General features: G+C 71.5%; 23 protein-coding genes and 1 tRNA gene. 16 read left to right on the forward strand and 8 right to left on the reverse strand.

Translation table 11 applies throughout. The features are described 5' to 3' along the window. Positions 1-1,527 carry a DUF4185 domain-containing protein gene (locus KFLA_RS01550; RefSeq protein WP_012917993.1) on the reverse strand — a complete coding sequence of 509 codons (1,527 nt, stop codon included), beginning with the start codon at positions 1,525-1,527 and terminating at the stop codon, positions 1-3. 104 nt (positions 1,528-1,631) lie between these two features. Next, positions 1,632-2,921, reverse strand: a complete 1,290-nt coding sequence (locus KFLA_RS01555) for a glycosyltransferase (protein WP_202797065.1) — start codon at positions 2,919-2,921, stop codon at positions 1,632-1,634. A 258-nt stretch (positions 2,922-3,179) separates the two neighbouring features. Between KFLA_RS01555 and KFLA_RS01560 the strand changes: the two genes are divergently transcribed. The 5 genes from KFLA_RS01560 (at position 3,180) to KFLA_RS01580 (ending at position 7,629) form a co-directional block, all read left to right on the forward strand. Then, the gene (locus KFLA_RS01560) at positions 3,180-4,391 is read left to right on the forward strand and encodes a 3,4-dihydroxy-2-butanone-4-phosphate synthase (protein WP_012917995.1); all 1,212 of its coding nucleotides are present in this window, start codon (positions 3,180-3,182) and stop codon (positions 4,389-4,391) included. Beyond that, on the forward strand, positions 4,379-5,080 hold the full coding sequence (locus tag KFLA_RS01565; RefSeq protein ID WP_158307256.1) for a class I SAM-dependent methyltransferase: 702 nt from the start codon (positions 4,379-4,381) through the stop codon (positions 5,078-5,080). Before KFLA_RS01560 ends, KFLA_RS01565 begins: the two co-directional genes overlap by 13 nt. 295 nt (positions 5,081-5,375) lie before the next feature. Further along, on the forward strand, positions 5,376-5,783 hold the full coding sequence (locus KFLA_RS01570; protein WP_012917997.1) for a cyclic nucleotide-binding domain-containing protein: 408 nt from the start codon (positions 5,376-5,378) through the stop codon (positions 5,781-5,783). Beyond that, the gene (locus tag KFLA_RS01575; RefSeq protein WP_012917998.1) at positions 5,761-6,864 is read left to right on the forward strand and encodes an adenylate/guanylate cyclase domain-containing protein; all 1,104 of its coding nucleotides are present in this window, start codon (positions 5,761-5,763) and stop codon (positions 6,862-6,864) included. Before KFLA_RS01570 ends, KFLA_RS01575 begins: the two co-directional genes overlap by 23 nt. 42 nt (positions 6,865-6,906) lie before the next feature. Next, positions 6,907-7,629 carry a GNAT family N-acetyltransferase gene (locus tag KFLA_RS01580; protein ID WP_012917999.1) on the forward strand — a complete coding sequence of 241 codons (723 nt, stop codon included), beginning with the start codon at positions 6,907-6,909 and terminating at the stop codon, positions 7,627-7,629. A 6-nt stretch (positions 7,630-7,635) separates the two neighbouring features. Here the strand turns inward: KFLA_RS01580 and KFLA_RS01585 are convergent, their stop codons facing one another. Both KFLA_RS01585 and KFLA_RS01590 read right to left on the reverse strand, forming a co-directional pair. Beyond that, positions 7,636-8,973 carry a DUF1700 domain-containing protein gene (locus tag KFLA_RS01585; RefSeq protein WP_012918000.1) on the reverse strand — a complete coding sequence of 446 codons (1,338 nt, stop codon included), beginning with the start codon at positions 8,971-8,973 and terminating at the stop codon, positions 7,636-7,638. After that, a complete protein-coding gene (locus tag KFLA_RS01590) occupies positions 8,970-9,302 on the reverse strand; it encodes a PadR family transcriptional regulator (RefSeq protein WP_012918001.1) in 333 nt (110 codons plus the stop codon). Before KFLA_RS01590 ends, KFLA_RS01585 begins: the two co-directional genes overlap by 4 nt. 179 nt (positions 9,303-9,481) lie before the next feature. On the opposite strand from KFLA_RS01590, the gene KFLA_RS01595 reads away from it, so the two are divergent. After that, on the forward strand, positions 9,482-10,411 hold the full coding sequence (locus KFLA_RS01595) for a helix-turn-helix domain-containing protein (RefSeq protein ID WP_012918002.1): 930 nt from the start codon (positions 9,482-9,484) through the stop codon (positions 10,409-10,411). Between the two features lie 158 nt (positions 10,412-10,569). Here KFLA_RS01595 and KFLA_RS01600 read toward each other — a convergent pair whose 3' ends face one another. Beyond that, positions 10,570-12,528, reverse strand: coding sequence for a Xaa-Pro dipeptidyl-peptidase (locus KFLA_RS01600; protein ID WP_012918003.1), 1,959 nt, complete (start codon positions 12,526-12,528; stop codon positions 10,570-10,572). Between the two features lie 141 nt (positions 12,529-12,669). On the opposite strand from KFLA_RS01600, the gene KFLA_RS01605 reads away from it, so the two are divergent. Both KFLA_RS01605 and KFLA_RS01610 read left to right on the forward strand, forming a co-directional pair. Next, complete coding sequence (locus tag KFLA_RS01605; protein WP_012918004.1) at positions 12,670-13,683, forward strand: LacI family DNA-binding transcriptional regulator; 1,014 nt, start codon at positions 12,670-12,672, stop codon at positions 13,681-13,683. A gap of 14 nt (positions 13,684-13,697) precedes the next feature. Then, on the forward strand, positions 13,698-14,612 hold the full coding sequence (locus KFLA_RS01610) for a 1,4-dihydroxy-2-naphthoyl-CoA synthase (protein ID WP_012918005.1): 915 nt from the start codon (positions 13,698-13,700) through the stop codon (positions 14,610-14,612). A gap of 23 nt (positions 14,613-14,635) precedes the next feature. Here KFLA_RS01610 and upp read toward each other — a convergent pair whose 3' ends face one another. Further along, positions 14,636-15,277, reverse strand: coding sequence for a uracil phosphoribosyltransferase (gene upp / locus KFLA_RS01615; RefSeq protein ID WP_012918006.1), 642 nt, complete (start codon positions 15,275-15,277; stop codon positions 14,636-14,638). Positions 15,278-15,439: 162 nt separating this feature from the next. On the opposite strand from upp, the gene KFLA_RS38145 reads away from it, so the two are divergent. From KFLA_RS38145 to KFLA_RS01635, 5 genes are all read left to right on the forward strand, one after another. After that, positions 15,440-15,610 (forward strand): hypothetical protein, encoded by a 171-nt coding sequence (locus KFLA_RS38145; RefSeq protein WP_012918007.1) that lies wholly within the window; start codon positions 15,440-15,442, stop codon positions 15,608-15,610. A gap of 143 nt (positions 15,611-15,753) precedes the next feature. Beyond that, positions 15,754-16,254, forward strand: coding sequence for a tRNA adenosine deaminase-associated protein (locus tag KFLA_RS01620; RefSeq protein WP_337466396.1), 501 nt, complete (start codon positions 15,754-15,756; stop codon positions 16,252-16,254). A 28-nt stretch (positions 16,255-16,282) separates the two neighbouring features. Beyond that, positions 16,283-16,717, forward strand: coding sequence for a nucleoside deaminase (locus tag KFLA_RS01625; RefSeq protein ID WP_012918009.1), 435 nt, complete (start codon positions 16,283-16,285; stop codon positions 16,715-16,717). Positions 16,718-16,730: 13 nt separating this feature from the next. Then, a tRNA-Ser gene (locus KFLA_RS01630) sits at positions 16,731-16,821 on the forward strand. Positions 16,822-17,014: 193 nt separating this feature from the next. Further along, a complete protein-coding gene (locus tag KFLA_RS01635) occupies positions 17,015-18,523 on the forward strand; it encodes a potassium/proton antiporter (protein WP_012918010.1) in 1,509 nt (502 codons plus the stop codon). A 188-nt stretch (positions 18,524-18,711) separates the two neighbouring features. Here KFLA_RS01635 and KFLA_RS01640 read toward each other — a convergent pair whose 3' ends face one another. Next, positions 18,712-19,275, reverse strand: coding sequence for a LytR C-terminal domain-containing protein (locus tag KFLA_RS01640; RefSeq protein WP_012918011.1), 564 nt, complete (start codon positions 19,273-19,275; stop codon positions 18,712-18,714). A gap of 25 nt (positions 19,276-19,300) precedes the next feature. After that, positions 19,301-19,594 carry a type II toxin-antitoxin system VapB family antitoxin gene (locus KFLA_RS01645; RefSeq protein ID WP_012918012.1) on the reverse strand — a complete coding sequence of 98 codons (294 nt, stop codon included), beginning with the start codon at positions 19,592-19,594 and terminating at the stop codon, positions 19,301-19,303. 130 nt (positions 19,595-19,724) lie between these two features. Here KFLA_RS01645 and KFLA_RS01650 point away from each other — a divergent pair, with 130 nt between their 5' ends. From KFLA_RS01650 to KFLA_RS01660, 3 genes are all read left to right on the forward strand, one after another. Beyond that, complete coding sequence (locus KFLA_RS01650) at positions 19,725-20,426, forward strand: L,D-transpeptidase family protein (RefSeq protein ID WP_012918013.1); 702 nt, start codon at positions 19,725-19,727, stop codon at positions 20,424-20,426. Positions 20,427-20,528: 102 nt separating this feature from the next. Beyond that, positions 20,529-22,061, forward strand: coding sequence for a helicase HerA-like domain-containing protein (locus tag KFLA_RS01655; protein ID WP_012918014.1), 1,533 nt, complete (start codon positions 20,529-20,531; stop codon positions 22,059-22,061). A gap of 246 nt (positions 22,062-22,307) precedes the next feature. Beyond that, on the forward strand, positions 22,308-23,708 hold the full coding sequence (locus tag KFLA_RS01660) for a GGDEF domain-containing protein (protein WP_012918015.1): 1,401 nt from the start codon (positions 22,308-22,310) through the stop codon (positions 23,706-23,708). Positions 23,709-23,723: the final 15 nt, after the last annotated feature.

The raw sequence follows: 23,723 nt of genomic DNA on the forward strand, positions 1-23,723 counted from the left end.
TCACCGGATCTCCTCCAGCACCACGTCGTCGAGCTGGTACCAGACGTCCTGCCCGGGCCCGAAGAATCCGGCGTACAGCTGAACGAGCGATTCCCGGCCGGAGGTGAACTCCACACTCACCCGGGTGTACTGCGGATGCGCGCCGCCGGGCTTCTCCGCCACGGTTCTGCCGCGCAGGGTCCGGACGCCGAGCACGGTCTCCCGGTTGTTCTCCGCGGTGCGGACCCACGCGGACAACCGGTACCGGTGGTGCGGCCGGACGGCGACGGTCTGCTGCAGCGAGTGCGCACCGATCGAGTCGCGCAGGTAAGCGTTCCGGGCGCCGGTGTGAGCGAGGTCGGCGCTGTCGATGCCGCCTCGGCCGTTGAGCTGCCACGGCGGCGACGGCGACGTCCCGGTCTGCTCCTCGAAGCCGGGATCGGTCACCAGGTTGGTCGGCCTGCCGTCGTCAGTGAGCTTGGTGTGCATCAGGAACACGTTGTACGGGTCCCACTGCGACATCGTGAAGTACAGATCCTGGCCGGACGACCAAGGGTGGATGTAGGTGCCGTAGAGGCCGGGGAAGTCCGTGCCTTTGGCAACCACCCGCTCGCCGCTCCACGGACCGGTCAGTGCGGAGGCGGAGCGTAGTACGACGGACGCGCGGCTCTCGTCGAGGTAGAGCATCAACCACTTGCCGAGGTGCGCGTTCCACTGGACCGAGACCTCGCTCACCGGGCCGGCAACGACCGGGACGGCCGCGCTTTCCTTGGGTGACCAGGTCCTGCCGTCCCAGTAGCGCCAGGCCCGCTTGCTGAGCACCTGGTGCTCGGGGACGCGGGCGAGGTACGCGTTGCCGAAACGGCCGTTCGGCGTACCGATCATGTAGACGTGGCCCCGGTCGCGGACCAGCGCGGTCATCTGGAAGTTGCTGTTCCAGACTGCCGTGTTCGTCCAGCGGGCGTTCGGGTCCTTGGTCCAGGTCTCGCCGTTGTCGTCGGAGTACGCGAAGCCGGAGTGGTTGGTGAACCAGCTGCCGGCCGGACCCCAGTAGTTGACCGACATGTACTGCACGTACTGCCGCCGGCCGACCGCGATCCCGGCCGTCGGGATGACCGTGTGCTCGTCGCGGTCGACCTTCTTGCAGTCGAGGAACTGCCCCGCGTGCCCGGGCCGGTCCTCGGCCGCGCTGTCGAAGGTCATCCCGTCGGCGAGGTGGCGGTCCTTGCTCCGGAGCAGCAGGTTGCAGCGCCAGTCGAGCGTCGCCGGATCGCCGACGCCGCCCCCCGGCCCGGTCCAGCCGCTGCCGTAGCTGTCGCCGAACGCGGACAGGATCTCGCCGGCGCCGTTGTCCCAGAGGATGCCGAGGTCCGTCGACTTCAGGGCGAACCGGCGCTCGGTGTCGTTGATCGACTCCGGCCCGGTCAGCTTGGCCACCTTCGCGGCGGGCGACGGAACGGCGGTGGCCTGCGCCGGGGTGGACGGGTTGGCGGGTAGCACGGCCGCGCCGAGCAGCAAGGGCAGAACGAGGGCGGATCGCTTCAGCATGCGAGGTCTCCTGGTGGGGCGGCCAGCGAAGAAATCGATTTCCCGCCACCGTAGCGGGGTGCTCCACGAGGGTCAACGGGTCAGCCGCGCGAGGCGAAGTCAGGTCACTCGCCGAGCGCGTGCTCGAACGCGTCGGCGGCTTGTGCAGAACCGTTCTCGGAGTGGAGCTGCTGCGACATCGCCGCTGCTCGGGCGCGGGCTTGCGAAGTCAGCAGCGGTTCGAGGGCAGCCAGCAGGGGGAGCTCGGCGAGGCCGGTGAAGGGCAGGGTGCTGCCGAGGTCGCGGCGGTGGAGCAGCGCGCCCCAGAAGGGCTGGTCCGCGAAGACGGCGCAGACGACCGTGGGCAGACCGGCCCGCAACGACACAGCGGTCGTACCGGCGCCGCCGTGATGCACGGCCGCGCGGCACCGCGGCAGCACAGCTTCGTGGTCGAGCTCCCAGACCACCCGTACGGCGGGATTGCTCGACGTCGCACCCCGCAGCCCCACCAGCGCCCGTACGCCGAGTGTCGCGCTGACCTTCTCGATCAGCGTGAGGGCCGCCGGGGGATCGAGCACCGGCATACTGCCGAAACCGAAGTACACCGGTGGGTCTCCGGCTGCCAGCCAAGCGTCGAGGTCGCGATCACCCCGTGCGCCGCTCAGCACCGCACGCTGCGACTCGGTCGGGGTGATGAAGCCGGTCAGCGGTCTTCGCGGACTCCAGTCGGCCAACTCGGGCAGCAGAAACCGGCTGTACGCCTGCAGTTCCAACGAATCCGCACGCTCCAGCCGGGTCGCGGTGTTGTCCGCGGTCGGCGGCAGACCGAGCTGTCCCCGAAAGGCGTTCAGCAGCGGTTCGAAGACGGGCCAGTTCGCGCGATCCACGTCGAGGTACGTCTGCCGGTTCTGCTCCGGCGAGAGGATCTCCGTCGACACCAGCAGGTGCGGGAAGGCGCTGTTGCTGCGCAGTGGCACGTGGTGCACCGCGACGTACGGGACGCCGCGCGCCTCGGCGATCACCGCACACTCCAGCTCGGTCGCCGTCCCCGACACCACCACATCGGCGCCGTCCGTGAGCCGGACCAGCCGGGCCTGCAGCTCCTCGGCGATCTCCTGCTTGAAGGCAAGCAGCCACCGCACGTACGACGCGACGTCGCCGGCCGCCAGCCACGTGCGACCCTGTTCCGAGTCCAGGAAGTCGCGCGCGCTGAACCCGAGGTCCGTGGTGCGCAAGCCGAGCGCCGTACCGATCCAGGCCAGGTCCGACGCCAGCGCCACCTCGACGTCGTACCCGCGCGCGGTGAGTTCCGCGCCGAGCAGCGCCATCGGCTGCGCGTCACCCCGGCTGCCCATCCCCACCATCGCCACCCGCACCAGCCCACCCCCGAGCTCGGTCCACCACCCTGCGCGCACGAACCCCCGATGCTAGGTGCTCGGGACCGCCCGAGTCTTGCCCTCGCCCGCCCCTCGGTCCGTGCTTTACTGCTGCTGGTGCGATTCCAAGGTGTGACGGCAGGGAGCTGATCCCGGGCCCGTCGGCTCCGTACGGCGTACGGAGTGACCCGGCGACAACCGGGGCCACGCGGTGATACCCCGCTCGGTGCTCCGTCGAGGGCACCTCTGCTCGGACCTGTCAGGGTCCCTGGTCGTCGCTGACACAGGAGCTGGCACATGTTCACAGGAAAAATCGAGCACACCGCGATCGTCACCGCGGTGGAGGCGGACGCGCTACGGGTCCAGATCGATCCGTCGGCGCCGTTGGTGGAGGGCGGCGCGGTCTGCCTCGACGGGGTCCGGATGACGATGCAGTCGGTCGCTCCCGGCGAGTTGGTCGCCACGGTCACCGACGAGACCCGTCGCCGGACCACGCTGGACCGGGTCGCCGCCGGCGCGCGGCTGCACTTCGAGCTGCCGGTCGCCGCGGGGGACCGGATCGACGGGCACCTGGTCCAGGGTCATGTCGAGGGAGTCGGCAAGGTGCTGCGGGTCGATGACGAGCCGGCCGGCCGCCGGGTCTGGATCAAGCCGGCCGACCGGTTGCTCGCCCGGCTCGTGGCGAAGTCGTCGGTCGCGGTGAACGGGGTCAGCCTGACCGTGGCCGAGGTGCTCAAGGACCGCTTCACCGTCGTCCTGGTGCCGAACACGCTGCGCCGTACGACGCTCGGCGACCTGGCTGTCGGCGACCGGGTCAACGTGGAGAGCGACCTGGTCACCCGGATGGCCCGGGAGGGGCACGGTCCCGAGCTGCTGCGGGCTGTCGCCCGCCTGCCCTGGACCGGTCACCTGAGCGGCGAGGCCGGCGTTCAGAAAGTGGTGGCGCAGCTGGCGGCGGGAGGCGGCGTGGTGGTCTGGGACCCGGCGCTGGAAGGTGAGGGCGACGTCGTTTTCGCCGCCGAGCGGTTCCGGCCGGAGGCGATGACGTTCCTGCTCACCCAGGTCTGCGGGCACACCACGATCCCTTGTGCTGCTGAGGTTCTCCAGCGGCTGGAGGTCCCGCCGATGCCGGGGGGCGGGGATCGCCAGGGAACGGCGATGCACGTTCCGGTGGACCTGGCGTCGTCGCCGGGGACCGGGGTGAGCGCGGCCGACCGGGCCGCGACCATTCGCCGGCTGGCCGCGCCGGACGCCGTGCCGTCGGACTTTCTCCGGCCCGGGCACGTGTTTCCGCTGGCCGCACGTCCTGGTCTGCTGGCCGAGCGGAAGGGGCACACCGAGGCGACGGTCGCGCTGTGCGTGGCCGCCGGGCTGGCGCCGGTCGGGGTGTGCTGCGAGGTGATGCGGCCGGACGGCGTGATGGCGCAGGCGGCCGAGCTGGAGCAGTTCGCGATGCGCTGGGAGCTGCCGATGATCGACGTCGACGACCTGGTCCGGTGGCTGTCGTGAAGGGCGCCGACCTGTACGACGATCCGGACTTCCTGGCGGGCTACCGGGAGTTGCGGCGCAGCGGGCTCGGCCTCAACGAGGTGCTGGAAATCCCCGCGGTGGACGCCTTGCTGCCGCCCGTCGGCGGGCTGCGGGTCGCGGACCTCGGCTGTGGCGAAGGGAGCCTCGCCGTACGGCTGGCCGAGTCCGGTGCTCAGGTGGTCGCGGTTGACGCGTCGGCCGCCATGCTCGCGAACGCCCGACCGCACCCCGGCGTCCGGTACATCCGGTGCGACCTGGCGGAGCTCGAGCTGCCGGCGGACTCGATCGACCTGGTGGTGAGCAGCCTGGCGCTGCACTACGTCGAGGACTTCTCTGGGCTCGTACGGCGGGTGGCGGCGTGGTTGGTGCCGGGTGGACAGTTCGTGTTCTCGGTCGAGCATCCGGTGGTCACAGCTCCGGTGAAGCAGGCCGATCTCGTGGTCGACGACTACGCGGACGAGGGCCAACGGCAACGACAGTGGTTCGTCGACGGGGTGGTGAAGTACCACCGGACCATCGGGTCGACGCTGGAGGCGCTGCTGTCCGCCGGATTCACCGTCCAGGCGGTACGCGAGCCGCAACCCACCGCCGAGCAGGTACGCCGGTCGCCGCACCTGGTACTTCACCGCCGCAGACCACCGTTGCTGGTCGTCTCCGCGCGCGGCTGACCCGCGCAGGGAGGGCTCGGCTCAGTCGACGGCGAGCGACCCTGCGCGCCGTCGCGTACCTGCGCAGCAGCACGGGCCGCAGCCAGCGGATCGGCGGCGGGAAGTTCGCCGTCATGACGTCGTAGCCCTGGGCCTTCGACGGGTTTTCCATCAGGCCCAGCACCCACTCGGGTCCGGACTTCGGCGCCCCGGCGACGACGGCCTTGTGACCCCGGGCGCGGTCAGCCGTTAGAGTTACCGACGGGAAACATCGGCTCTAGCGCCGGGCGGTGCCCGGCGGGCTCGGAGGATCGACGTGGCGCTGGGTAGGACGTCCCCGCGGGACCTGCCGCTGTTCGCGGACTTGTCCGGGCGGGAGATCAAGGACATCTTCCGGGCCGGCGAGGAGGTCTCGGTACCGGCCGGCTGGTCGTTGATCCTGGAGCAGACGCCGCCGGACGCGGCGTACCTGATCCTGGCCGGGACGGCGGCGGTCCGGGTCAAGGGCGAGGAGATCGCCGAGCTCGGACCGGGCGACATCGCCGGCGAGGTCGCGGTCCGGCAGAACCGGTTGCGGACGGCAACGGTCACGGCGAAGTCGCGGCTGCAGCTGCTGCACTTCACCCGGGAGAAGTTCGACGAGCTGACCCGCCGGCTGCCCACCTTCCGCGACGCCGTCGACGCCACCATCGCCGAACGCCGTGGCCCCCAGCCCGACGCCTGACCCCAGCGCCGGTACCGCGGACGGTGGGGCCGCCGGCCCGGCAGGCGTTTTCGCCGCAGATGCCCGGAGCGACGCCGCCGCGCGTGACGGCGATTCCGGCGGTCGGCCCGGCGGCGCGCCGGACCTGGACGCGTTGGCGAAGGAGTTCGAGCGGGCGCTGCTCGGGGGTGAGCGGAAGTTCACCCGCCGGCAGGTGTCGGAGCGGGCCGGGATTTCCACCGAGCGGGCCGAGCGGATGTGGCGCGCGCTCGGCTTCGCGACCGTGCCGGACGACGAGCTCGCCTTCACCGACGACGACGTGGAGGCGCTGCGGCTGGTCGCGGCGCTGGAGGACGACAACTTCATCGACCCCGCGATCGAGTCGTCGCTGGCCCGCAAGCTCGGCCAGACCCAGTCGCGGCTGGCCTCCTGGCAGTCGGCGATGTTCCTGGAGTTCCTGGCCGGCGCGAAGCTGCCGGCCGACGAGGCGATCGAGGTCGCGGGCTTGCTGCTGCCCGCGATGGAGCGGCTGCAGACCTACGTCTGGCGCCGGCACCTGGCCGCCGCCGCGGGCCGGGCCGTGGCCGGGTCCGACGAGCTGGCCCGCGGGATCCGCTGCGTCGGGTTCGCCGACATCGTCAGCTACACCCGGCTGACCCGGCGGCTCTCCGAGGCCGGGCTGGGCGAACTGATCGAGCGGTTCGAGGGCATGGCCGCCGACGTCGTCGCGCTGAACGGCGGCCGGGTGATCAAGTCGATCGGCGACGAGGTCCTGTTCGTCACCGACACCGCCGCCCAGGGCGCCGCCGTCGCGCTCGCGCTGCAGGACGAGGTTGCCGCGACCGAGGGCCTGCCCGAGCTGCGGATCGGGCTCGCGTACGGCAGCATCCTGATCCGCCTCGGCGACGTGTACGGCGAAACGGTCAACCTGGCCGCGCGGCTCACCTCCGAGTGCAAACCCGGTCGCGTGCTGGCCGATCGCGAACTGGCCGCCGCCCTCGACGGCCACTCGGCGTACCGGTTGCGGCGCCTGCGCCGGGTCTCGGTCCGCGGCTACCACCACCTCACGCCGTACGCGCTGCAACGGGCTGCCGAGCGCTGACCCCGCCGCGTGCGGGCGAGCCGCTGACCGGACAATGGTCGAGTGCGTGAACTCCTCACCCCGGCAGAGCTGGTCGAGGCAGCCGAAGGCGACCTGATCCCCGTCTGGGCCGGCCAGGGGCGACTCGGCGCCGACGTCCGGGCCTGGTACGCCGAGGGGGCGGTCGCCGTGGCGGCGCCCGATCTGTCCCGGCGCGACCGGCTGGCGGTCGCCGGGCCGGTGGACGCGCTGGCTCCGTTGGTCGAGCAGGTGCTCGAAATCGTGGGACCGGGTTTTCGGCCGTTCGGCGAGGAGCCGCTGATCCGGGGACTGACCGAGCGGGTGCCAGGGCTGTCGTTCCGGGCGGCGTTCGGCTGGATGGAGACGGACGCGGCGCCGGCCGAGACGACGACCGCTCGCTGGTTGCCCGACGACCGGGGCGTCGCGGAGCTGCTGGACGAGGCGTCGCCGACGTCGTACGCCTGGCCGGGCAGCACCGGCGTCCGGCGCTGGGCCGCGATCGCCGACGACCGCGATGCGCTGGTGAGCGTCGCAGCTGACGCCTGGAGTGCGCCGGAGGTCGGCTTCCTGGCCGGGGTGGCGACCAGACCGGTGGCGCGGGGCCGTGGGTTGTCGCGGCAGGTGTGTGCGTTCGTGACGGCCGAGCTGGTGAAGCAGCACGGGCGGGCCGCGCTGATGGTCGACGCGGAGAACGCGGCAGCGATCGCGGTCTACCAGCGGCTGGGCTACCGGTACCGCCCTGTCGCCGCCGCGCACCACGCCTAGGGACGGTCAGCGGGTGGGGGCGACCGTAAGGGTCACGCCGGGAGTGGCCGGGGTGGTCGGCTTGCCGGAGGGCGTTGCCGACGGCGGCACCGACGGGCCCGGCGGGGTCTGCGACGGCCCGGACGGGGTCGTGCTCGGCGTCGTGCTCGGGGTCGTGCTCGGGGTCGTCGTCGCGCCCGGGCCGGCGCTCGGAGTCCGGAGTGGCCGGATCGGGGTGGCCGGGGCCGGCGGTGGCACGAAAGGCGCCCGGGTGGTGTCGCGGCACTCCTCCCAGCCGGGCGACTCGGTGGACAGGGTGTGGTCGATCACCGGCTGCGGGAACAGGTTGCTCACCGCCTCCGTGCTCTCCCAGGTGCCCGCACCGCCTTCGCCGTAGAGGGCGACGCAGTCGGCGAGCGGCAGGTTGAGCGGCTTGCCGTCCTGGGCGTAGAGGCGGACGCTGACCGGCCGGCCCTGCTCGTCGAACGGGTAGATGTTCGAGATCGACTCACCGTCCAGCGTCAGCCCGGTCGGCGCGTAGCTGCTCGACGAGCTGCCGTCGTCGTAACCGGAGAACGAGAACAGGCCGTTCGACTGCCCGGTGAAAGCGGCCGCGAAGACCGCCGGCACCGCCAGCGCGGCGACCACGTTCAGCGGTACGACGTACCAGAGCCACCGGCGGTCCTGCTGGGTCCGGCGGCCGACCCAGATCGACACCCCGGCTCCGGCCAGCGCGCCGACGACCGCGACCGCCCCGGCGCCGAACAGCGCGAAGAAGCCGCCACCCCCGGCCATGCCGCGAGCGACCCACCAGACCGGCTGGCCGACGGCGACCAGCTCGTGCCGGACGTTCGGCGGGATCTGGTCGATCACCCCGCGCAGGTACTCGGCGGCGCGGGCCCCGCGTGGGGTGTCCAGCACGCTGCGTGGCGGGTTGGCGCCGAGTGCGCGCAGGCCGATGTACGCGGCGCCGAACAGCACGATCAACCCGATCGCGCCGAAGAACGCCAGGCCGTCGGAGGCGCCGGTCAGCAGACCGATGAGCACGAAGAACGGGCCGACGGTGCCGGCCACGATTCCCCAGTGCAGCGCCCGGTCGGCCGCGGTGCTGGTGGGCTTCTTGGGCCGGCCCGGAGGCGGGTAGCCGGCCGCGGCGCGCAGCTCGCCGGCGTACTCGCGCGGGCTGCCGAGCCGCTCGCGCAGCTCGTCGGCGGTCGGCTCCTGCTGGAACTCCGCCGCGACCTCGGTGAGGTGGCCGGCGACGTCCTCGAGCACGTCCTCCAGCTCACCCGGCGGCAGGTCGCTCAGCTCCGCCCGGACCTGGGCCAGGTAGATCGCGATCGCTCCGGTCAGAGTGCTGTTCACGCCGCCTCCTCCTTCTGGGCCAGCAGACCGGCCATCGTTCCGGCGAAGTGGTTCCAGGTCTTGGTGGACTCGGCCAGCAGGTTGTGGCCGGTCTGGTTGAGCCCGTAGTACTTGCGGTGCGGTCCTTCCTCGCTCGGCTGCACGTACGACGTGAGCGCGCCGGCCGCGAACAACCGCCGCAGCGTGCCGTACACCGAGGCGTCGGCGACGTCCTCCAGCCCAGCTGCGCGCAGCCGCCGCAGCACGTCGTACCCGTAGCCGTCGCCGTCCCGCAGCACGGCGAGCACGGCCAGATCCAGCACGCCCTTGAGCAACTGGCTCGGATCCATCACCACTCCAACCCGTTCGACTCCGACGCACCGCCCACCCGGCCCCCTCAGACCGGACGGGCGGTGCTCTGCCGTTCACACTACTACACATCATGGAGTAGTCCTCACTGCGTTACAGCTTCGTGCTCTCCGCAACTTCGATCAAGTCCCGGACGGCCCGGGGGCCGCACAGTGGAGACATGACCGATGTGTACGCCGAGTTCGTGGCGGCGGTTGCGGAGAGCCTGGACGGCAGCGGGACGACCGACGACCCCGCGACCGGGGTGACGCTCGCCCGGCGGGCGCACCTGTCGCGGTTCCACTTCGACCGGGTGATCAGTGCCGCGGCCGGGGAGTCGCCGGCGGCGTTCCGGCGCAGGTTGCTGCTGGAGCGCGCGGCGTACCGGCTGCTGGCCGAGCAGGTCGGGGTGCTGGAGATCGCCGTCGACGCCGGCTACAGCTCGCACGAGGCGTTCACCCGTGCCTTCACCCGGGCGTACGGGATGTCGCCGCGGACCTGGCGGCGAGAGCCGTCCAGGGTCTTCTTCCTGGCAGCCCCCAGCGGCGTGCACTTCCAGCCACCGGCCGGCTTGCGCCTGCCCGCGAGGAAAGAGGTGAAGGGAATGGACGTCCTGGTCAGGATGGTCGAGCACCACGTGTGGCTCACCGGCGAACTGATCGACCGCGGCAGCCGGCTCGACGCGGCGGCCCTGGACCGGCCGATCGAGCTCTCCATCGAGGGCATCGACGACGACGTCACGATCCGCTACCTGCTGGACCGTCTGGTCTGGCAGCAGGAGATGTGGCTGGCCTCGGTCGAGGACCGCCCGTTCCAGGTGCCCGAGTGCGGTCGGGAGGTGCGGACACCGATCCCGGACCTGCGCAGCCGGCACGCCGTCGCGGGTGAGCGCTTTGTTGCCCTGATCAACCAGTTGAACGAGCAGGGCCGGTTCGACGAGAGCTTCGTCGACACGACGTGTGAGCCGCCACGCGTTTTCACCTACGGCGGCATGGTCGCGCACGTGCTGACCTTCGCGGCCCACCGGAGGTCGTTGCTGGTAGGAGCGTTCCACAGCGCCGGGGTACGCGACCTCGGCTTCGGCGACCCGATGCAGTTCGTCGCCGGCTGATTCTTGCCCCCAGCAACTGTCCCCGGGCCTGCGCCGCTGACGCCTTCGGTGACGACCGGGGCCTCGGACCACCACTGAGGCCGTCTACGGGGTCAGTCGTCACACAACGCATCAGCGGCCGATCGCGGGCGGTCCCGGGGACCGGCCGGCCGGAGGGGTCAGCCGAGGGGGTCGTGCAGGTCGGGGCGCTCGGTGGGGGTGGTGATGTCCACGTTCAGGGGCTGCGTCTTCGCAGGCGCCGGCACCTTGCCCGCCGTCACCGGCAGGTTCAGCTTGCTGTGCGCCAGGTCGATGTCGATGGTCGCGCCGGTGTCGTTCGGCGTCGTCCACTCCGTGTCGCTCAAGGTCACCGCGAGCCCGAGCACGCGGCCCTTGGGGATGACCTCGTCCTGCGCCCGCAGTGGGACCGTCACCGTGGTCCACTTGCCCGGCGGCAGCGGCTTCGGCCTGCTCAGCGAGTTGCTGTGCGCCGCGTCGACCCAGCCGCGGCTGACGATGCCGTGATCGGTCTCCTTGGTGTACTTCTCCACCGTGAAGTAGCAGCTGTCGTCGTACTCCGTGCTCGCGCCCTCGCAGGTGCTGGTCGAGGTCCGCCGGACCCCGGCGTAGCGCTGCGCCTTGCCGTACTCGACCAGCCGCGCGGTGACCGGCGTCGTGCTCGAGTCCGTCTTGACCCGCAGCGTCACGCTCGGCGTGCCACTGACCCGGATCGACGCAGGCAGCGGCGCCGACAGGAACATCTGCCGCCCCGCGATGACCTCCGACGGGGTCGACACGATCGCGTCCTCGGTCAGCGACGGGTCGTCGGTGACCGTCACCGTTCCCTTGCCGTAGGCCCCGAGCTTGCCCTCGGCCAGCGGCACCCCGACGGTCTTCGCCACGGCCGGCCAGGTGGCGTAGTCGCGCCACACATCGGGCGCCACCTCGACCGAGGCCTGCGGCTCACGCATCACGGTGTTGCGCAGGTCCTGCAGCCAGTAGTCGAACCACTGGTGCAGCTCGTCCACCCACGCGTCGCGACGGAACTCGAACGGGTCGACGTGGTCCTCGAGCCCGAGCCAGATCTTGCGCGGGACCCCGTTCTCGGCCAGCGCGTCCCACCACTGGGCGAAGTGGTTGCTCTGCACGTTGTAGTCGCTCAGCCCGTGCGCGACGAACACCGAGGCCTTCACCTTGGCGGCGTCCTTGACGTAGTCCCGCTCGGCCCAGAAGGCGGTGTAGTCGCCGGTCTCGTCGTCGTCGCGCTCGGCGAGATCCGCGCGGACCTCGTTGCAGGCGGGGGTGTCGTGCCCGACGTACTCGCCGAGCCAGGGCAGGTAGTCGACGGAGTACGGCACGCCGCCGGAGCGGGTGTAGTCGTACCACGAGGAGATCGCAGAGATCGGCACGATCGTCTTCAGCCCGCGGACGCCGGTCGCCGCGACGGCGTTGGCCAGCGTGCCGTCGTAGGACTTGCCGATCATGCCGACCGCGCCGGTGGTCCAGCCGGCCTCGACCGGCCGGCCGTCGCGGGTGCGCGCGGTGTTGCGGCCGTTCAGCCAGTCGATCACCGCGACGACCGAGTCGACCTCGTCCCGGCCGCCGACGTCGCCGCAGCCGGTCGAGCGGTTGGTGCCCAGGATGTCGACGCCGACCACGGCGTAGCCGCGCGGCACGAAGTAGTTGTCGTAGTACAGCGGCATCTTCTGCACGACGCCGGCCGCGTCGTAGGTCTTGCGCTCGCCCTCGTTGCCGCGCCCGCAGCAGCCGAAGTACGGCGAGGCGTCCATGATCACCGGGACCCGTACGCCGGTCGCCTCGGTCTCCCGGGGCCGGACGATGTCGACCGCGATCACGTCGTCGGTGCCGTCGGAGTCGGTGTCCATCCGGGTGTCCACGAACACCGACTCGCGGATCGCTCCGGCGTAGTCGTAGACCGGCCTGGTGCTCTTCGTCCGCGGGTCCACGTGCGGCGGCAACCCGCCGGTCAGGCTCGGCGCGAGCGCGGCGGCCGACGCCTCGGCCGGCGGCGCGCCCGGGCTGTCGGGCACCGGGGCGGCCGTGGCGGTGGTCGCGGTGCCCAGGCAGAGCACGGCGGACGAGACCAGGACGGTCACCCTGGAGCGGACGGTCGTCATGGCTGGGAAGGCTAGCCACTCGCGCGGGCAGAAGCCAGGTCCTGACGACATTGTCGGCCACTTGCCCGCCACGCAGCGTGATGAACGCCTCGGGTCCGATAGGGTGACCGCCACCCGGGGGGAGCCGAAGGAGGGTGGCCAGTGAATCTGCGAGCACCGGTGACATTGCTGGACGTCGCACAGCGGGCGGGTGTGTCGGTCGCGACCGCTTCGCGCGTGCTCAACGGCGGCGACCGGGTGCCCCGCCCGGAGCTGCAGGAGCGGGTCCGGGCGGCGGCCGCGGAGCTCGGCTACACGCCGAACGCGCAGGCCCAGGCGCTGGCCAAGTCGTCGACGAACGTGGTCGGCATCCTGGTCCACGACATCGAGGACCCGTACTTCGCGGCGATCGCGAACGGCGTGATGCGGGCCGCGGACGAGCGGCACCTGCTGGTGATGATGGCCAGCACGTTCCGTGACGCCGACCGTGAGATCGCTTACCTCTCCTCCTTGCGCGCGCAGCGGGCCCGCGCCGCGGTGATGATCGGCAGCCGCCGCACCGACGCCGAGCAGCTGGCCCGGACGGCGACCGAGATCGAGGCGTTCCTCGGGTCCGGGGCGGGGCTGGCGCTGGTCAGCCAGGCCGGGATGCCGGCGCACACGATCGAGCCGGACAACCGGGCCGGCGCCGCCGAGCTGGCCCGGGCGCTGGTCGGGCAGGGCCTGCGGAAGTTCGGCATCCTGGCCGGGCCGGACGCGCTGGCGACGGCGCGCGACCGGCGTGACGGGTTCGTGGCCGGGCTGGCCGAGACCGGGCTGGAGCCGGTGGCCGTGCGGGCCGGGGAGTTCACCCGGGACGGCGGGCACGCGGCGGCCCTGGAACTGCTCGACAACAAGCTCGACCTGGACTGCCTGTTCGCGGTGAACGACGTGATGGCGGTCGGCGCGATGTCGGCGCTGCGCGAGCGCGGGGTCGACGTGCCGGGGCAGCTGAGCGTGGCCGGGTTCGACGACATCGCGACGCTGCGGGACGTCTGGCCGGGGTTGACCACCGTGCGGCTGCCGCTGGAGCAGATGGGCCGCCGGGCGCTGGAGCTGGCGATCGAGGGCGGCGAGCCGCGGACGGAGACGTTCCCGGCCGAGGTCGTGCTGCGCGAGAGCACGCCGCAGCGCTGAAATATGCTCGGCGGGTGACCGAGCCCGCGCACGTCAGCGACCTCTTCGACCCGTCCGCCTGGAAAGCGGTGGACGGCTTCGACCTGACCGACATCACGTACCACCGGGCGGTGGACGCCGGAGTGGTCCGGATCGCCTTCAACCGGCCGGAGGTGCGCAACGCGTTCCGCCCGCAGACGGTGGACGAGCTGTACCGGGTGCTGGACCACGCGCGGATGTCGACCGACGTCGGCTGCGTGCTGCTCACCGGCAACGGCCCGTCCCCGCGCGACGGCGGCTGGGCGTTCTGCTCCGGTGGTGACCAGCGGATCCGCGGCAAGGACGGTTACAAGTACGCCGAGGGCGCCACCGCCGACACCATCGACCCGGCCAAGGCCGGCCGGCTGCACATCCTGGAGGTGCAGCGGCTGATCCGCTTCATGCCCAAGGTGGTCGTCTGCGTCGTGCCCGGCTGGGCCGCGGGCGGCGGGCACAGCCTGCACGTGGTCGCCGACCTGACGCTGGCCTCGGCCGAGCACGCGCGGTTCAAGCAGACCGACGCGGACGTCGCCTCGTTCGACGGCGGCTTCGGTTCGGCGTACCTGGCCCGGCAGGTCGGGCAGAAGTTCGCCCGGGAGATCTTCTTCCTCGGCGACGAGTACTCCGCCGAGGACGCCTGCCGGATGGGCATGGTGAACAAGGTCGTCCCGCACGCCGAGCTCGAGCAGGTCGCGCTCGACTGGGGCCGGAGGATCTGCGCGAAGTCGCCGACGGCGCAGCGCATGCTCAAGTACGCGTTCAACCTGATCGACGACGGCCTGGTCGGCCAGCAACTGTTCGCCGGCGAGGCGACCCGGCTGGCCTACGGTACCGACGAGGCCGCCGAGGGCCGCGACTCGTTCCTGGAGAAGCGTCCGGCCGACTGGTCGCCGTACCCGTACGCCTTCTAGCCGGAGAGGCGCTGGTCCGCGGACTACTGGGCGACGCCGTACAGCCGGTCGCCGGCGTCGCCCAGGCCGGGCACGATGTAGCCCTTCTCGTTCAGGTGGGAGTCCATCCCGGCGATCACCAGGTTGCACGGGATCTGCAGGTCGACCAGCTCCCGCTCGATCCGCTCCACCCCCTCCGGCGCGGCCAGCAGGCAGATCGCGGTGATGTGGTCGGCGCCGCGGTCCACCAGGAACTGGATCGCCGCGGCCAGCGTGCCGCCGGTCGCCAGCATCGGGTCGAGCACGTAGCACTGCCGCCCGGACAGGTCCTCCGGCAGCCGCTCGGCGTACGTCGAGGCGCTCAGCGTCTCCTCGTTGCGGATCATGCCGAGGAAGCCGACCTCGGCCGTCGGCAGCAGCCGGGTCATGCCCTCCAGCATCCCGAGCCCGGCGCGCAGGATCGGCACCACCAGCGGCTTCGGCGAGGTCAGCTTGATGCCTTCGGCCTCGGCCACCGGCGTGCGCACGGTGATCGGGCCGGTCCGGACGTCGCGGGTCGCCTCGTAGGCGAGCAGCGTGACCAGCTCCTCGGTCAGTCGCCGGAAGGTCGGCGAGTCCGTCCGCTCGTCCCGCAGCGCGGTGAGCTTGTGGGCGACGAGCGGGTGGTCCACGACGAGGATCTGCATGGCCGGAACGGTACCGCCCGGCGTTTCGGCACCGGAAACCTCGCCCGCTGTTACGGTCGGGAAGCAGTCGATTCTGGTTTGTGCCCGAGGGTCCGGTGGTCCCGACGCCGGTCCCCGCCCGCCCCAGGGCGCCTCACCTCAACCGGCCAAGGACGTGCGCCCGTGACGGAGAACACCGGCAAGTCGCCCCAGCAGCTCGAACGCCTGCGCCGCCGCGCGGCCTTCCTCCGGGAACTGGAGGAGGCCAAGGCGCTGCGCGACCGGATCGCTCCTCGGCGCGCCCGGGTCCGCCGGATCCGCGCCGCGATGCGCCGGGCGACGTACCACCACTGACTCCGCCGCCGCGCCGACGTCCGGGAGGCCGTTGTGCACCCGTGCGGTGACGCGCGGTCGTTCGCGGAACCGCCGGGGCACCGATACCGGCTCGAGATCGGGCAAAGCTCCCACCGGACGCCCGAGTCTGCGACGATGACCGGGTGTCTGATCCCACGGCTGGGCCGATGACGACCACCGAGCTCGACTTCGCGCTCGCGGCGTACCGGGAGGACGGGGTCTGGACCGTCACGCCGCTGCCGTTGCGCGGCGAGCCCGACCTGTCCTCGGTGGTGTCCGCGCTGCGGCGCTACCCCGGCGACGCCGGCGTGATCGGGATGATCTCGGTGGACGAGGACTTCTTCATCGTGCTCCGGGTGGTCGGCGGCCGGGCTCGGCTGCTGCTGTCCGACGTCACCGCCGCCACCGAGTGGCCGCTGGCCAAGCAGGTGATCGACGAGCTGGACATCCCGCTGGCCGAGGACGACGACGAGCAGGTGCCGGCCGGTGACCTGGCGATCGTGGCCGACCTGGGAATGAGCGCGATGGACCTCGGCGCGCTGATCGACGACGTCGACCTGTACCCCGAGGAGATGCTCGAGGAGATCGCCGACGCGCTCGGGTTCGGCACCGAGTTCCACGAGGCGATCGAGGCCGTTGGCTGACCCGGCCCACCGGGCCTGGTCCCGGCTGATGGAGCTCGCGCTGGCCGAGGCGGAGCACGCCCGCGGCAGCGCCGACGTACCGATCGGCGCGGTGGTCGTCGACGCGGGCGGCGAGGTGATCGGCCGCGGCCACAACGAGCGCGAGGCGACCGGCGACCCGACCGCGCACGCCGAGGTGCTGGCGATCCGGGCGGCGGCCCGCCACGTCGGCGAGTGGCGGCTCACCGGCTGCACGCTGGTGGTCACGCTGGAGCCCTGCACGATGTGCGCGGGCGCGATCGTGCTGTCCCGGCTGGACCGGCTGGTCTTCGCGGCGTACGACGAGAAGGCGGGCGCCGTCGGGTCGTTGTGGGACGTCGTCCGGGACCGCCGGCTGAACCACCGGCCCGAGGTCGTGGGCGGTGTGCTGGCCGACGAAGCGGGTGCCCGGCTGCGCGATTTCTTCATTGGGCACAGGTCTTGATAGCCTCTCCGGCGGTGGCGTGTCCGAGCGGCCGAAGGAGCGCGCCTCGAAAGCGCGTGAAGGGTACCCCCCTTCCGAGGGTTCAAATCCCTCCGCCACCGCCAACCGCCTTCGGGCGGTAGTAACGCCGAAGACCCTGATGCTGTGTGATGCGTCAGGGTCTTCGCCTGTGTCCGGGGGGCTCGCGGGCCGGGCCGGATCGGTGCGGCCGGGCCCGTGGTCGCGCGGGCCGGATGATTCGTTGCCGGAGGCAGGGGTCAATTAGGATGCAGCCCCCGACCCCAAAGGGCCGACGCTGTGGACGTGCACGAGCTCGACCGGATTCTGCTCGCCGGTGCCGCGGTGCTGCTGGTGGCGATCGTCGCCGTGCGCTTGTCCGGCCGGCTCGGGTTGCCGTCGCTGCTGATCTACCTCGGCATGGGGCTGGTGCTGGGTGAGTCGGCGATCGGGATCCAGTTCGAGGACGCGCAGCTGGCGCACGCGCTCGGGTTCGCGGCGCTGGTCATCATTCTCACCGAGGGCGGTCTGACCACCCGGTGGAACGAGGTCCGCCCGGTGATGCCGCTCGGCGTCGTGCTGGCCACTCTGGGTGTCACCGTGTCGGTCGGCGTGGTCGCCTGCGTCGCGCACTACGTCCTGGGGCTGGACTGGCAGCTCGCCGTGCTGCTGGGTGCCGTCACCTCCCCGACGGACGCCGCGGCGGTGTTCTCGGTGCTGCGCCGGGTGCCGATCCGGCCGCGGCTGCGCGGCGCGCTGGAGGCGGAGTCCGGGCTGAACGACGCCCCGACCGTGCTGCTGGTCACCCTGGTCAGCACCGGCGCGATCGTCGAGGACGGGCTGCTGCACTTCATCGGACTGGTGGTCTACGAGCTGGTGGTCGGGGCACTGTTCGGCTTCGTGATCGGCTGGGTCAGCGTCGGCCTGCTCCGCCGGGTCGCCCTCGGCTCCGCCGGTCTGTACCCGCTCGCGATCGTCTCGCTCGCCTTCGTCTCGTACGCCGGGGGCACGGTGCTGCTGCACGTCAGCGGGTTCGCCGCCGTCTACGTGACCAGCCTGATCCTGGGCCGGGCCGAGCTGCCGCACCGGATCGCGACCAAGTCGTTCGTGGACGGCATCGCCTGGCTGGCCCAGATCGGGCTGTTCGTGATGCTCGGTCTGCTCGCCTCCCCGGGGCGGATCGGCCTGGACGACGTGGGCGTGGCGCTGGTGATCGGTATCGCGGTGACGGTGGTCGGCCGGTTCGCGGCGGTGGCCCTGTCCGCGACGCCGTTCCGGATGCCGTGGAACGAGCAGACCTTCATCGCCTGGGCCGGACTGCGCGGCGCGGTCCCGATCGTGCTGGCGACGATCCCGCTGTCCGAGCACGTGCCGCAGGCGGATCGGGTGTTCGACGTGGTGTTCGTGCTGGTGCTGCTGTTCACGCTGCTCCAGGGCCCGTCGCTGCCGTGGCTGGCCCGCCGGCTGAAGGTGCTCGACGACAACGCCGCGCACGAGGTCGACATCGACGTGGCGCCGCTGGAGACGCTGGGCGCGGACATGCTGCAGGTCCAGATTCCGAGCGAGTCCCGGCTGGCGGGGGTGGAGATCGGCGAGCTCCGGCTGCCGCGGGGGGTGTCGGTCTCGCTGATCATCCGGTCCCAGGACTCGTTCGTGCCCGAACGCCGGACCGTGCTGCGGGCCGGCGACGCGATGCTGGTGGTTGCGCCGAGCCCGCTGCGGGACCAGACCATTCGCCGCCTGCGGGCCGTCAGCCGAGCCGGCCGCCTGGCCGGCTGGTTCGGCGAACGCGGCCGCGAACAGGTCTGAACCCGCAGAAGAACAGAACAAGAACATCAGCCAGGTGCCTGGTGGGCGTCGCCGCGGTGGCGCGCCGGGGTGCCGGGCCCGGCACGCGAGCAAGCTCGCGGAGACAACCATGTGGTCCACGACGCCGGACCACGCACCTTCAGCCAGTCGAACTGATTCTTGGTACTCAGGCAAGCAGCCCGGGCGGGTCAGTTCGGGTTCTGGCCGGAGGGGATGGCCTGGGTGGGGCGGATGGAGGGCAGGCAGTGGATGCTGTTCGGGGGGACGGCGACCGACGGCAGGCCCTTGGTGTTGAGCTTGGTGAAGCCGATGCCCAGCACCACGTCGACGGTGTGGTCGGGGCGGTTGTCGGGCGCGGGGTGGGCCTTCTGGTTCAGCTGGCCGGCGATCAGCTTGAACTCCGGGGCGTCGGGTGCCGTGCCGCGGATCTCGACGACGTCGACCTTGTCGCCCTTCGGCTCGTTCGCGACCTTGCCGACGTTGAAGCCGCGTTTGCGCAGCTCGGCGGCGATCTGCTTCGCCGTACCGGCCCGGGCACCGCCGTTGTAGACGTTCACCACGACCTGCTTCGGCACCATCCGGTTGTTCGGCAGCTTCTGCTCGACGCAGGTCTGCTCGGCGCTGCTGTTGGTCAGCGAGTTCCAGCCCCACCAGAAGCCGCCGACCAGGATCGCCAGCAGGACGACCAGGGTGATCGGGGTACGCCAGTGGAACCGTGAGTGCGGCCTCGGCTGTGGGTGGATGGCGGTCATCGGCGGACGCCTCCCGTCGGGCGCATCAGTCCACGACCAGAACCCGGGCGTGCAGGACCAGCCGCTGCTGCAGGGCCGCGCGCAGGGCCCGGTGCAGACCGTCTTCGAGGTACAGCTCCCCCTTGTACTCCACCACGTGCGCGAAGAGGTCGCCGTAGAAGGTCGAGTCCTCGTCGAGCAGCGCGTTCAGGTCGAGCGTGCCCTTGGTCGTGACCAGCTCGTCGAGCCGTATCTGCCGTGGAGGCAGCACGGACCAGTCCTTGGCCTTGTACCCGTGATCGGGGTACGGCCGTTCCTCGCCGACGCGCTTGAAGATCACCCAGCGAAGTCTAGCGGGGAGGGAGGTCGCGGGAGAGGTCGGGAACGTCACCGGAGAAGGTCGATACCAAGACTCAACCTTTCACCGCTGCGCGGCGTCCACCAAGGAACAGGACAACCAGGGGGTAACGATGAAGGTACTGACGAAGCTGGTCGCGGGGGCGGCCACCGTGGTCGTCGCCGTGGCCGGTACGACGCTCCCGGCCGAGGCGCTCACCATCAGCCAGAACAAGGCGGCCCAGGCCCGGCTGAACAAGCTGGGCTGCAACTCCGGCCCGGTCGACGGCAAGGTCGGCCAGATGACCAAGGCCGCCACCATCCGGTTCCAGGCCGCCAACAAGATGACCCAGAACGGCTCACTCGCCGGTACGACGTACAGCAGGCTGCTGGCGGCGTCGGCGAAGCGCTGCGACGTCCGGGCGGTCCCGGCCAGCGGCGGCGGCAAGCGGATCGTGATCAGCCAGAGCCAGAACTACCTGTGGCTGATCGATGCCGCCGGCAAGGTGGTCCGGCAGGGCGGCATGATCGACAACCCGGCCTACCTGAGGCCCGGCACCTACACGACCGGCTCGAAGTGCGGCCGGCCGGCCCGGGTGAAGCGCAACACCGACGGCGGCAGCCTCTACCTGAACAACTTCGTCCGGTTCGCGCCCTGCGGGATCGGGTTCCACCAGATCCCGACCTACAAGAGCAGCGGCGCGCAGATCCACGCCGACTGGCTGCTCGGCACGAACCTGAAGGCCTCGCACGGCTGCATCCGGGTGCAGAAGGCGATGTCGGACACCATCTGGGCCTTCACCACCAGCACGACCAAGGTCGTCGTCGTTCGCTGACCGCGCTCGCTGCCCCGCTGGCCAGGTTCACCGAACTTCGCCGGCGGGGCACTAGCATGCCGAGCGCAGGGGTAGTTCCGTCGCTCGAAAGGCAGCGTGGAGATGGCCGAGACACCGGACGTCGTGGAGACCGTCAAGCAGGGGTACGCGTTCGAGGGTGCGGCGATCGAGCTCGGCGCGCTGCTGGTCGACGGTACGCCGGACCCGTCGGCGGCGGTGCGCATCCCGCTGTCGATGGTGAACCGGCACGGCCTGGTCGCCGGCGCCACCGGAACGGGCAAGACCAAGACGCTGCAGTTGATGGCCGAGCAGCTGTCCGCGGCCGGCGTCGCGGTGTTCGCCGCGGACATCAAGGGTGACCTGTCCGGCATCTCCCAGCCGGGTGAGGGCAGCGAGAAGCTGCTGTCCCGGACGAAGACGATCGGCCAGGACTGGGTCGGCACCGGCTTCCCGACCGAGTTCTACGCGCTGGGCGGGCAGGGCAGCGGCGTACCGGTCCGGGCCACCATCACGTCGTTCGGGCCCGTGCTGCTGTCGAAGGTGCTCGGGCTGAACGACGTCCAGGAGTCCTCGCTCGGGCTGATCTTCCACTACGCCGACAAGCGGGGCCTGACGCTGCTGGACCTGAAGGATCTGCGCGCGGTCATCACGCACCTGACCAGCGACGAGGGCAAGGGCGACCTGAAGGAGCTCGGCGGGCTGTCCGCGGCCACGGCCGGGGTGATCCTGCGGTCACTGATCGGGTTCGCCGACCAGGGCGCGGAGGCGTTCTTCGGTGAGCCGGAGTTCGACACCGCGGACCTGCTGCAGCAGCGCGACGGCAAGGGCGTCATCTCGCTGCTGGAGCTGCCGAACCTGCAGGACCGGCCGGCGCTGTTCTCCACCTTCCTGATGTGGCTGCTGGCCGACCTGTTTCACGACCTGCCGGAGGTCGGCGACGTCGACAAACCGAAGCTGGTGTTCTTCTTCGACGAGGCGCACCTGCTGTTCGACGACGCCTCGAAGGCGTTCCTGGACTCGATCGCGCAGACCGTGCGGCTGATCCGCTCCAAGGGTGTCGGCGTCTTTTTCGTCACCCAGACCCCGAAGGACGTGCCGGACGACGTGCTGGCCCAGCTCGGGTCGCGGGTCCAGCACCAGCTGCGCGCGCACACCCCGAACGACGCGAAGGCGCTGAAGGCGACCGTGTCGACGTTCCCGAACTCGTCGTACGAGCTGGCCGAGGTGCTCACCCAGCTCGGCATCGGCGAGGCGATCGTGACCGTGATGAACGAGAAGGGTGCGCCGACCCCGGTCGCCTGGACCCGGTTGCGGGCGCCGCAGTCGCTGATGGCCCCGGCCTCCGCCGAGCAGCTGGCGGCGACCGTCGCGGCGTCGCCGAACACCGCGAAGTACACCGAGGTGGTCGACCGCGAGTCGGCGTACGAGAAGCTGGCCGCGAAGGTGCAGGCCGGGGCCGCGCAGGCGGAGGCCGAGGCGCAGCCGCAGCGGAGCGAGCCGACGCCGCGGGCGCCGAAGCAGGACAAGTCGATGGTGGAGAAGGTGATCGGCTCGTCGGCCTTCAAGCAGTTCGCCCGGTCGGCCGGGCGCGAGATCGTCCGCGGGCTGTTCGGCGCGGCCCGCCGCAAACGCTGATATCCCCTGTCCGGCAGGCCTTTCGTGCCCTGTCCGGACAGGCCTTCGGGCCCTCGCCGGGCAGGCTCTCGTGGCCGGTCGAGGTGCCCGAGGTCCGCGCTCGCCAGGCGTGCGCTCCCACCGGTCCGATCGGTGATCGTTGATCAAACGCCTGTTTTATCAGCGATGGCTTTCGTTTCCACATCGTCATCCACAGCACGCCGCCACCGATTGGGACGATCCGGAACCACGTCGTACCGTGGAGGGATGGTCGCGCAGAGTAGGCGGGCGGTGTGGAACTGGGCGCTGTGGACCCTCACGGTCCCCGCGTTCGGCCTCGTCGTGCTGGTCGACCTGCTCGCGATCGGGTACGGCGTGCGCGCGTTCGCCGAGCTGCCGTCGTGGCGCGGGCTCGACCTGGTCTTCGCGCTGACCGTGTCGGCGCTCGTTGCGGTCGAGGGCGCCCGCCGGGTGGAGAACCGGCGCAACCGCGGCGGCGCGCTGCACAAGGACCTCGCGCCCGCGTGGATGATCGCGGCCGCGCTCGTGCTGCACCCGGCGCTGGCGATCCTGGTCGCGGTGCTGCTCCGGATCTGGTGGCGGATCCGCGCCGGCAAGTGCATCCCGTACCGCTGGGCGTTCAGCACCGCGGTGCACGTCCTGGGCGTCGGTGCCGCGCACGCGGTCTTCACCGGTGCGCGGGAGATGACCGGTGACGCCTCGTTCGGACTGGTCGCCGCGATGGCCGCGGCAGCCTTCGCCTACGTCGCCACCGAGACGCTGCTCTGCGGACTCGCGATCTCGCTGATCGTCCCGGGCAGCGGTCGCCGGGACACCATCGGCGGCAAGGACGACCTCTGGGTCGATGCCACCGCGGCGACGTTCGGGTGCTTGCTGGCCGCCGCCGCGCTGGTCAGCCCGTGGTTCGCGTTCCTGGCGGTGCCGATCTCGCTGACCGCCCAGCGCGCGCTGCTGCTCGGCCAGCTGGAGTCCGAGGTGCAGACCGATCCGAAGACCAAGCTCGGCCGGGTCGACTGGTGGCGGCAGCGGACCGAGGAGATGCTGCGCACGGCCCGCACCCAGCGCGAGCCGATGGCGGTGCTGCTGATCGACATCGACCACTTCAAGCAGGTGAACGACCGGCACGGCCACCTGGTCGGCGACGAGGCGCTGCGGGCGGTCGCGACGATCCTGCGCAGCGCGATCCGGGCCAAGGACGTGATCGGGCGGTTCGGTGGCGAGGAGTTCGTGATCGCGCTGCCGGACACCGACGGGACCGATGCCGCCGTCACCGCCGACCGGTTGCGCAGCGCGGTCGCCGCCAGCCCGCTGGCCGCGATGTGCGCCGGCGTGCTCGACGACCCGGAGCTGGATCCGGACACCTTCCACCTCACGGTCTCGGTCGGCGTCGCCGTCTACCCGTCCGACGGCCACACCGTCGACGAACTGCTGCGCCGCGCCGACCGCGCCATGTACGCCGCCAAAGCCGCCGGCCGCGACCGGGTCCGCCTGGCCGCGGACGCGGCCCCGACCGGCCTGGCCCACCTCACCCTGCCGCCGGCCCCGGCCATGCCCGCTGTGCCTCCTCTCCGACCGGCCATCCCCGCAGACCCGGTCGGCCAGCTGTCCTCCGTCGAGCGCGTCGGTCCCACCGTCCGCCCCCGCTGACGACCGACTTCCCCG

This window comes from Kribbella flavida DSM 17836 (genome assembly GCF_000024345.1).
Lineage (GTDB): Bacteria > Actinomycetota > Actinomycetes > Propionibacteriales > Kribbellaceae > Kribbella > Kribbella flavida.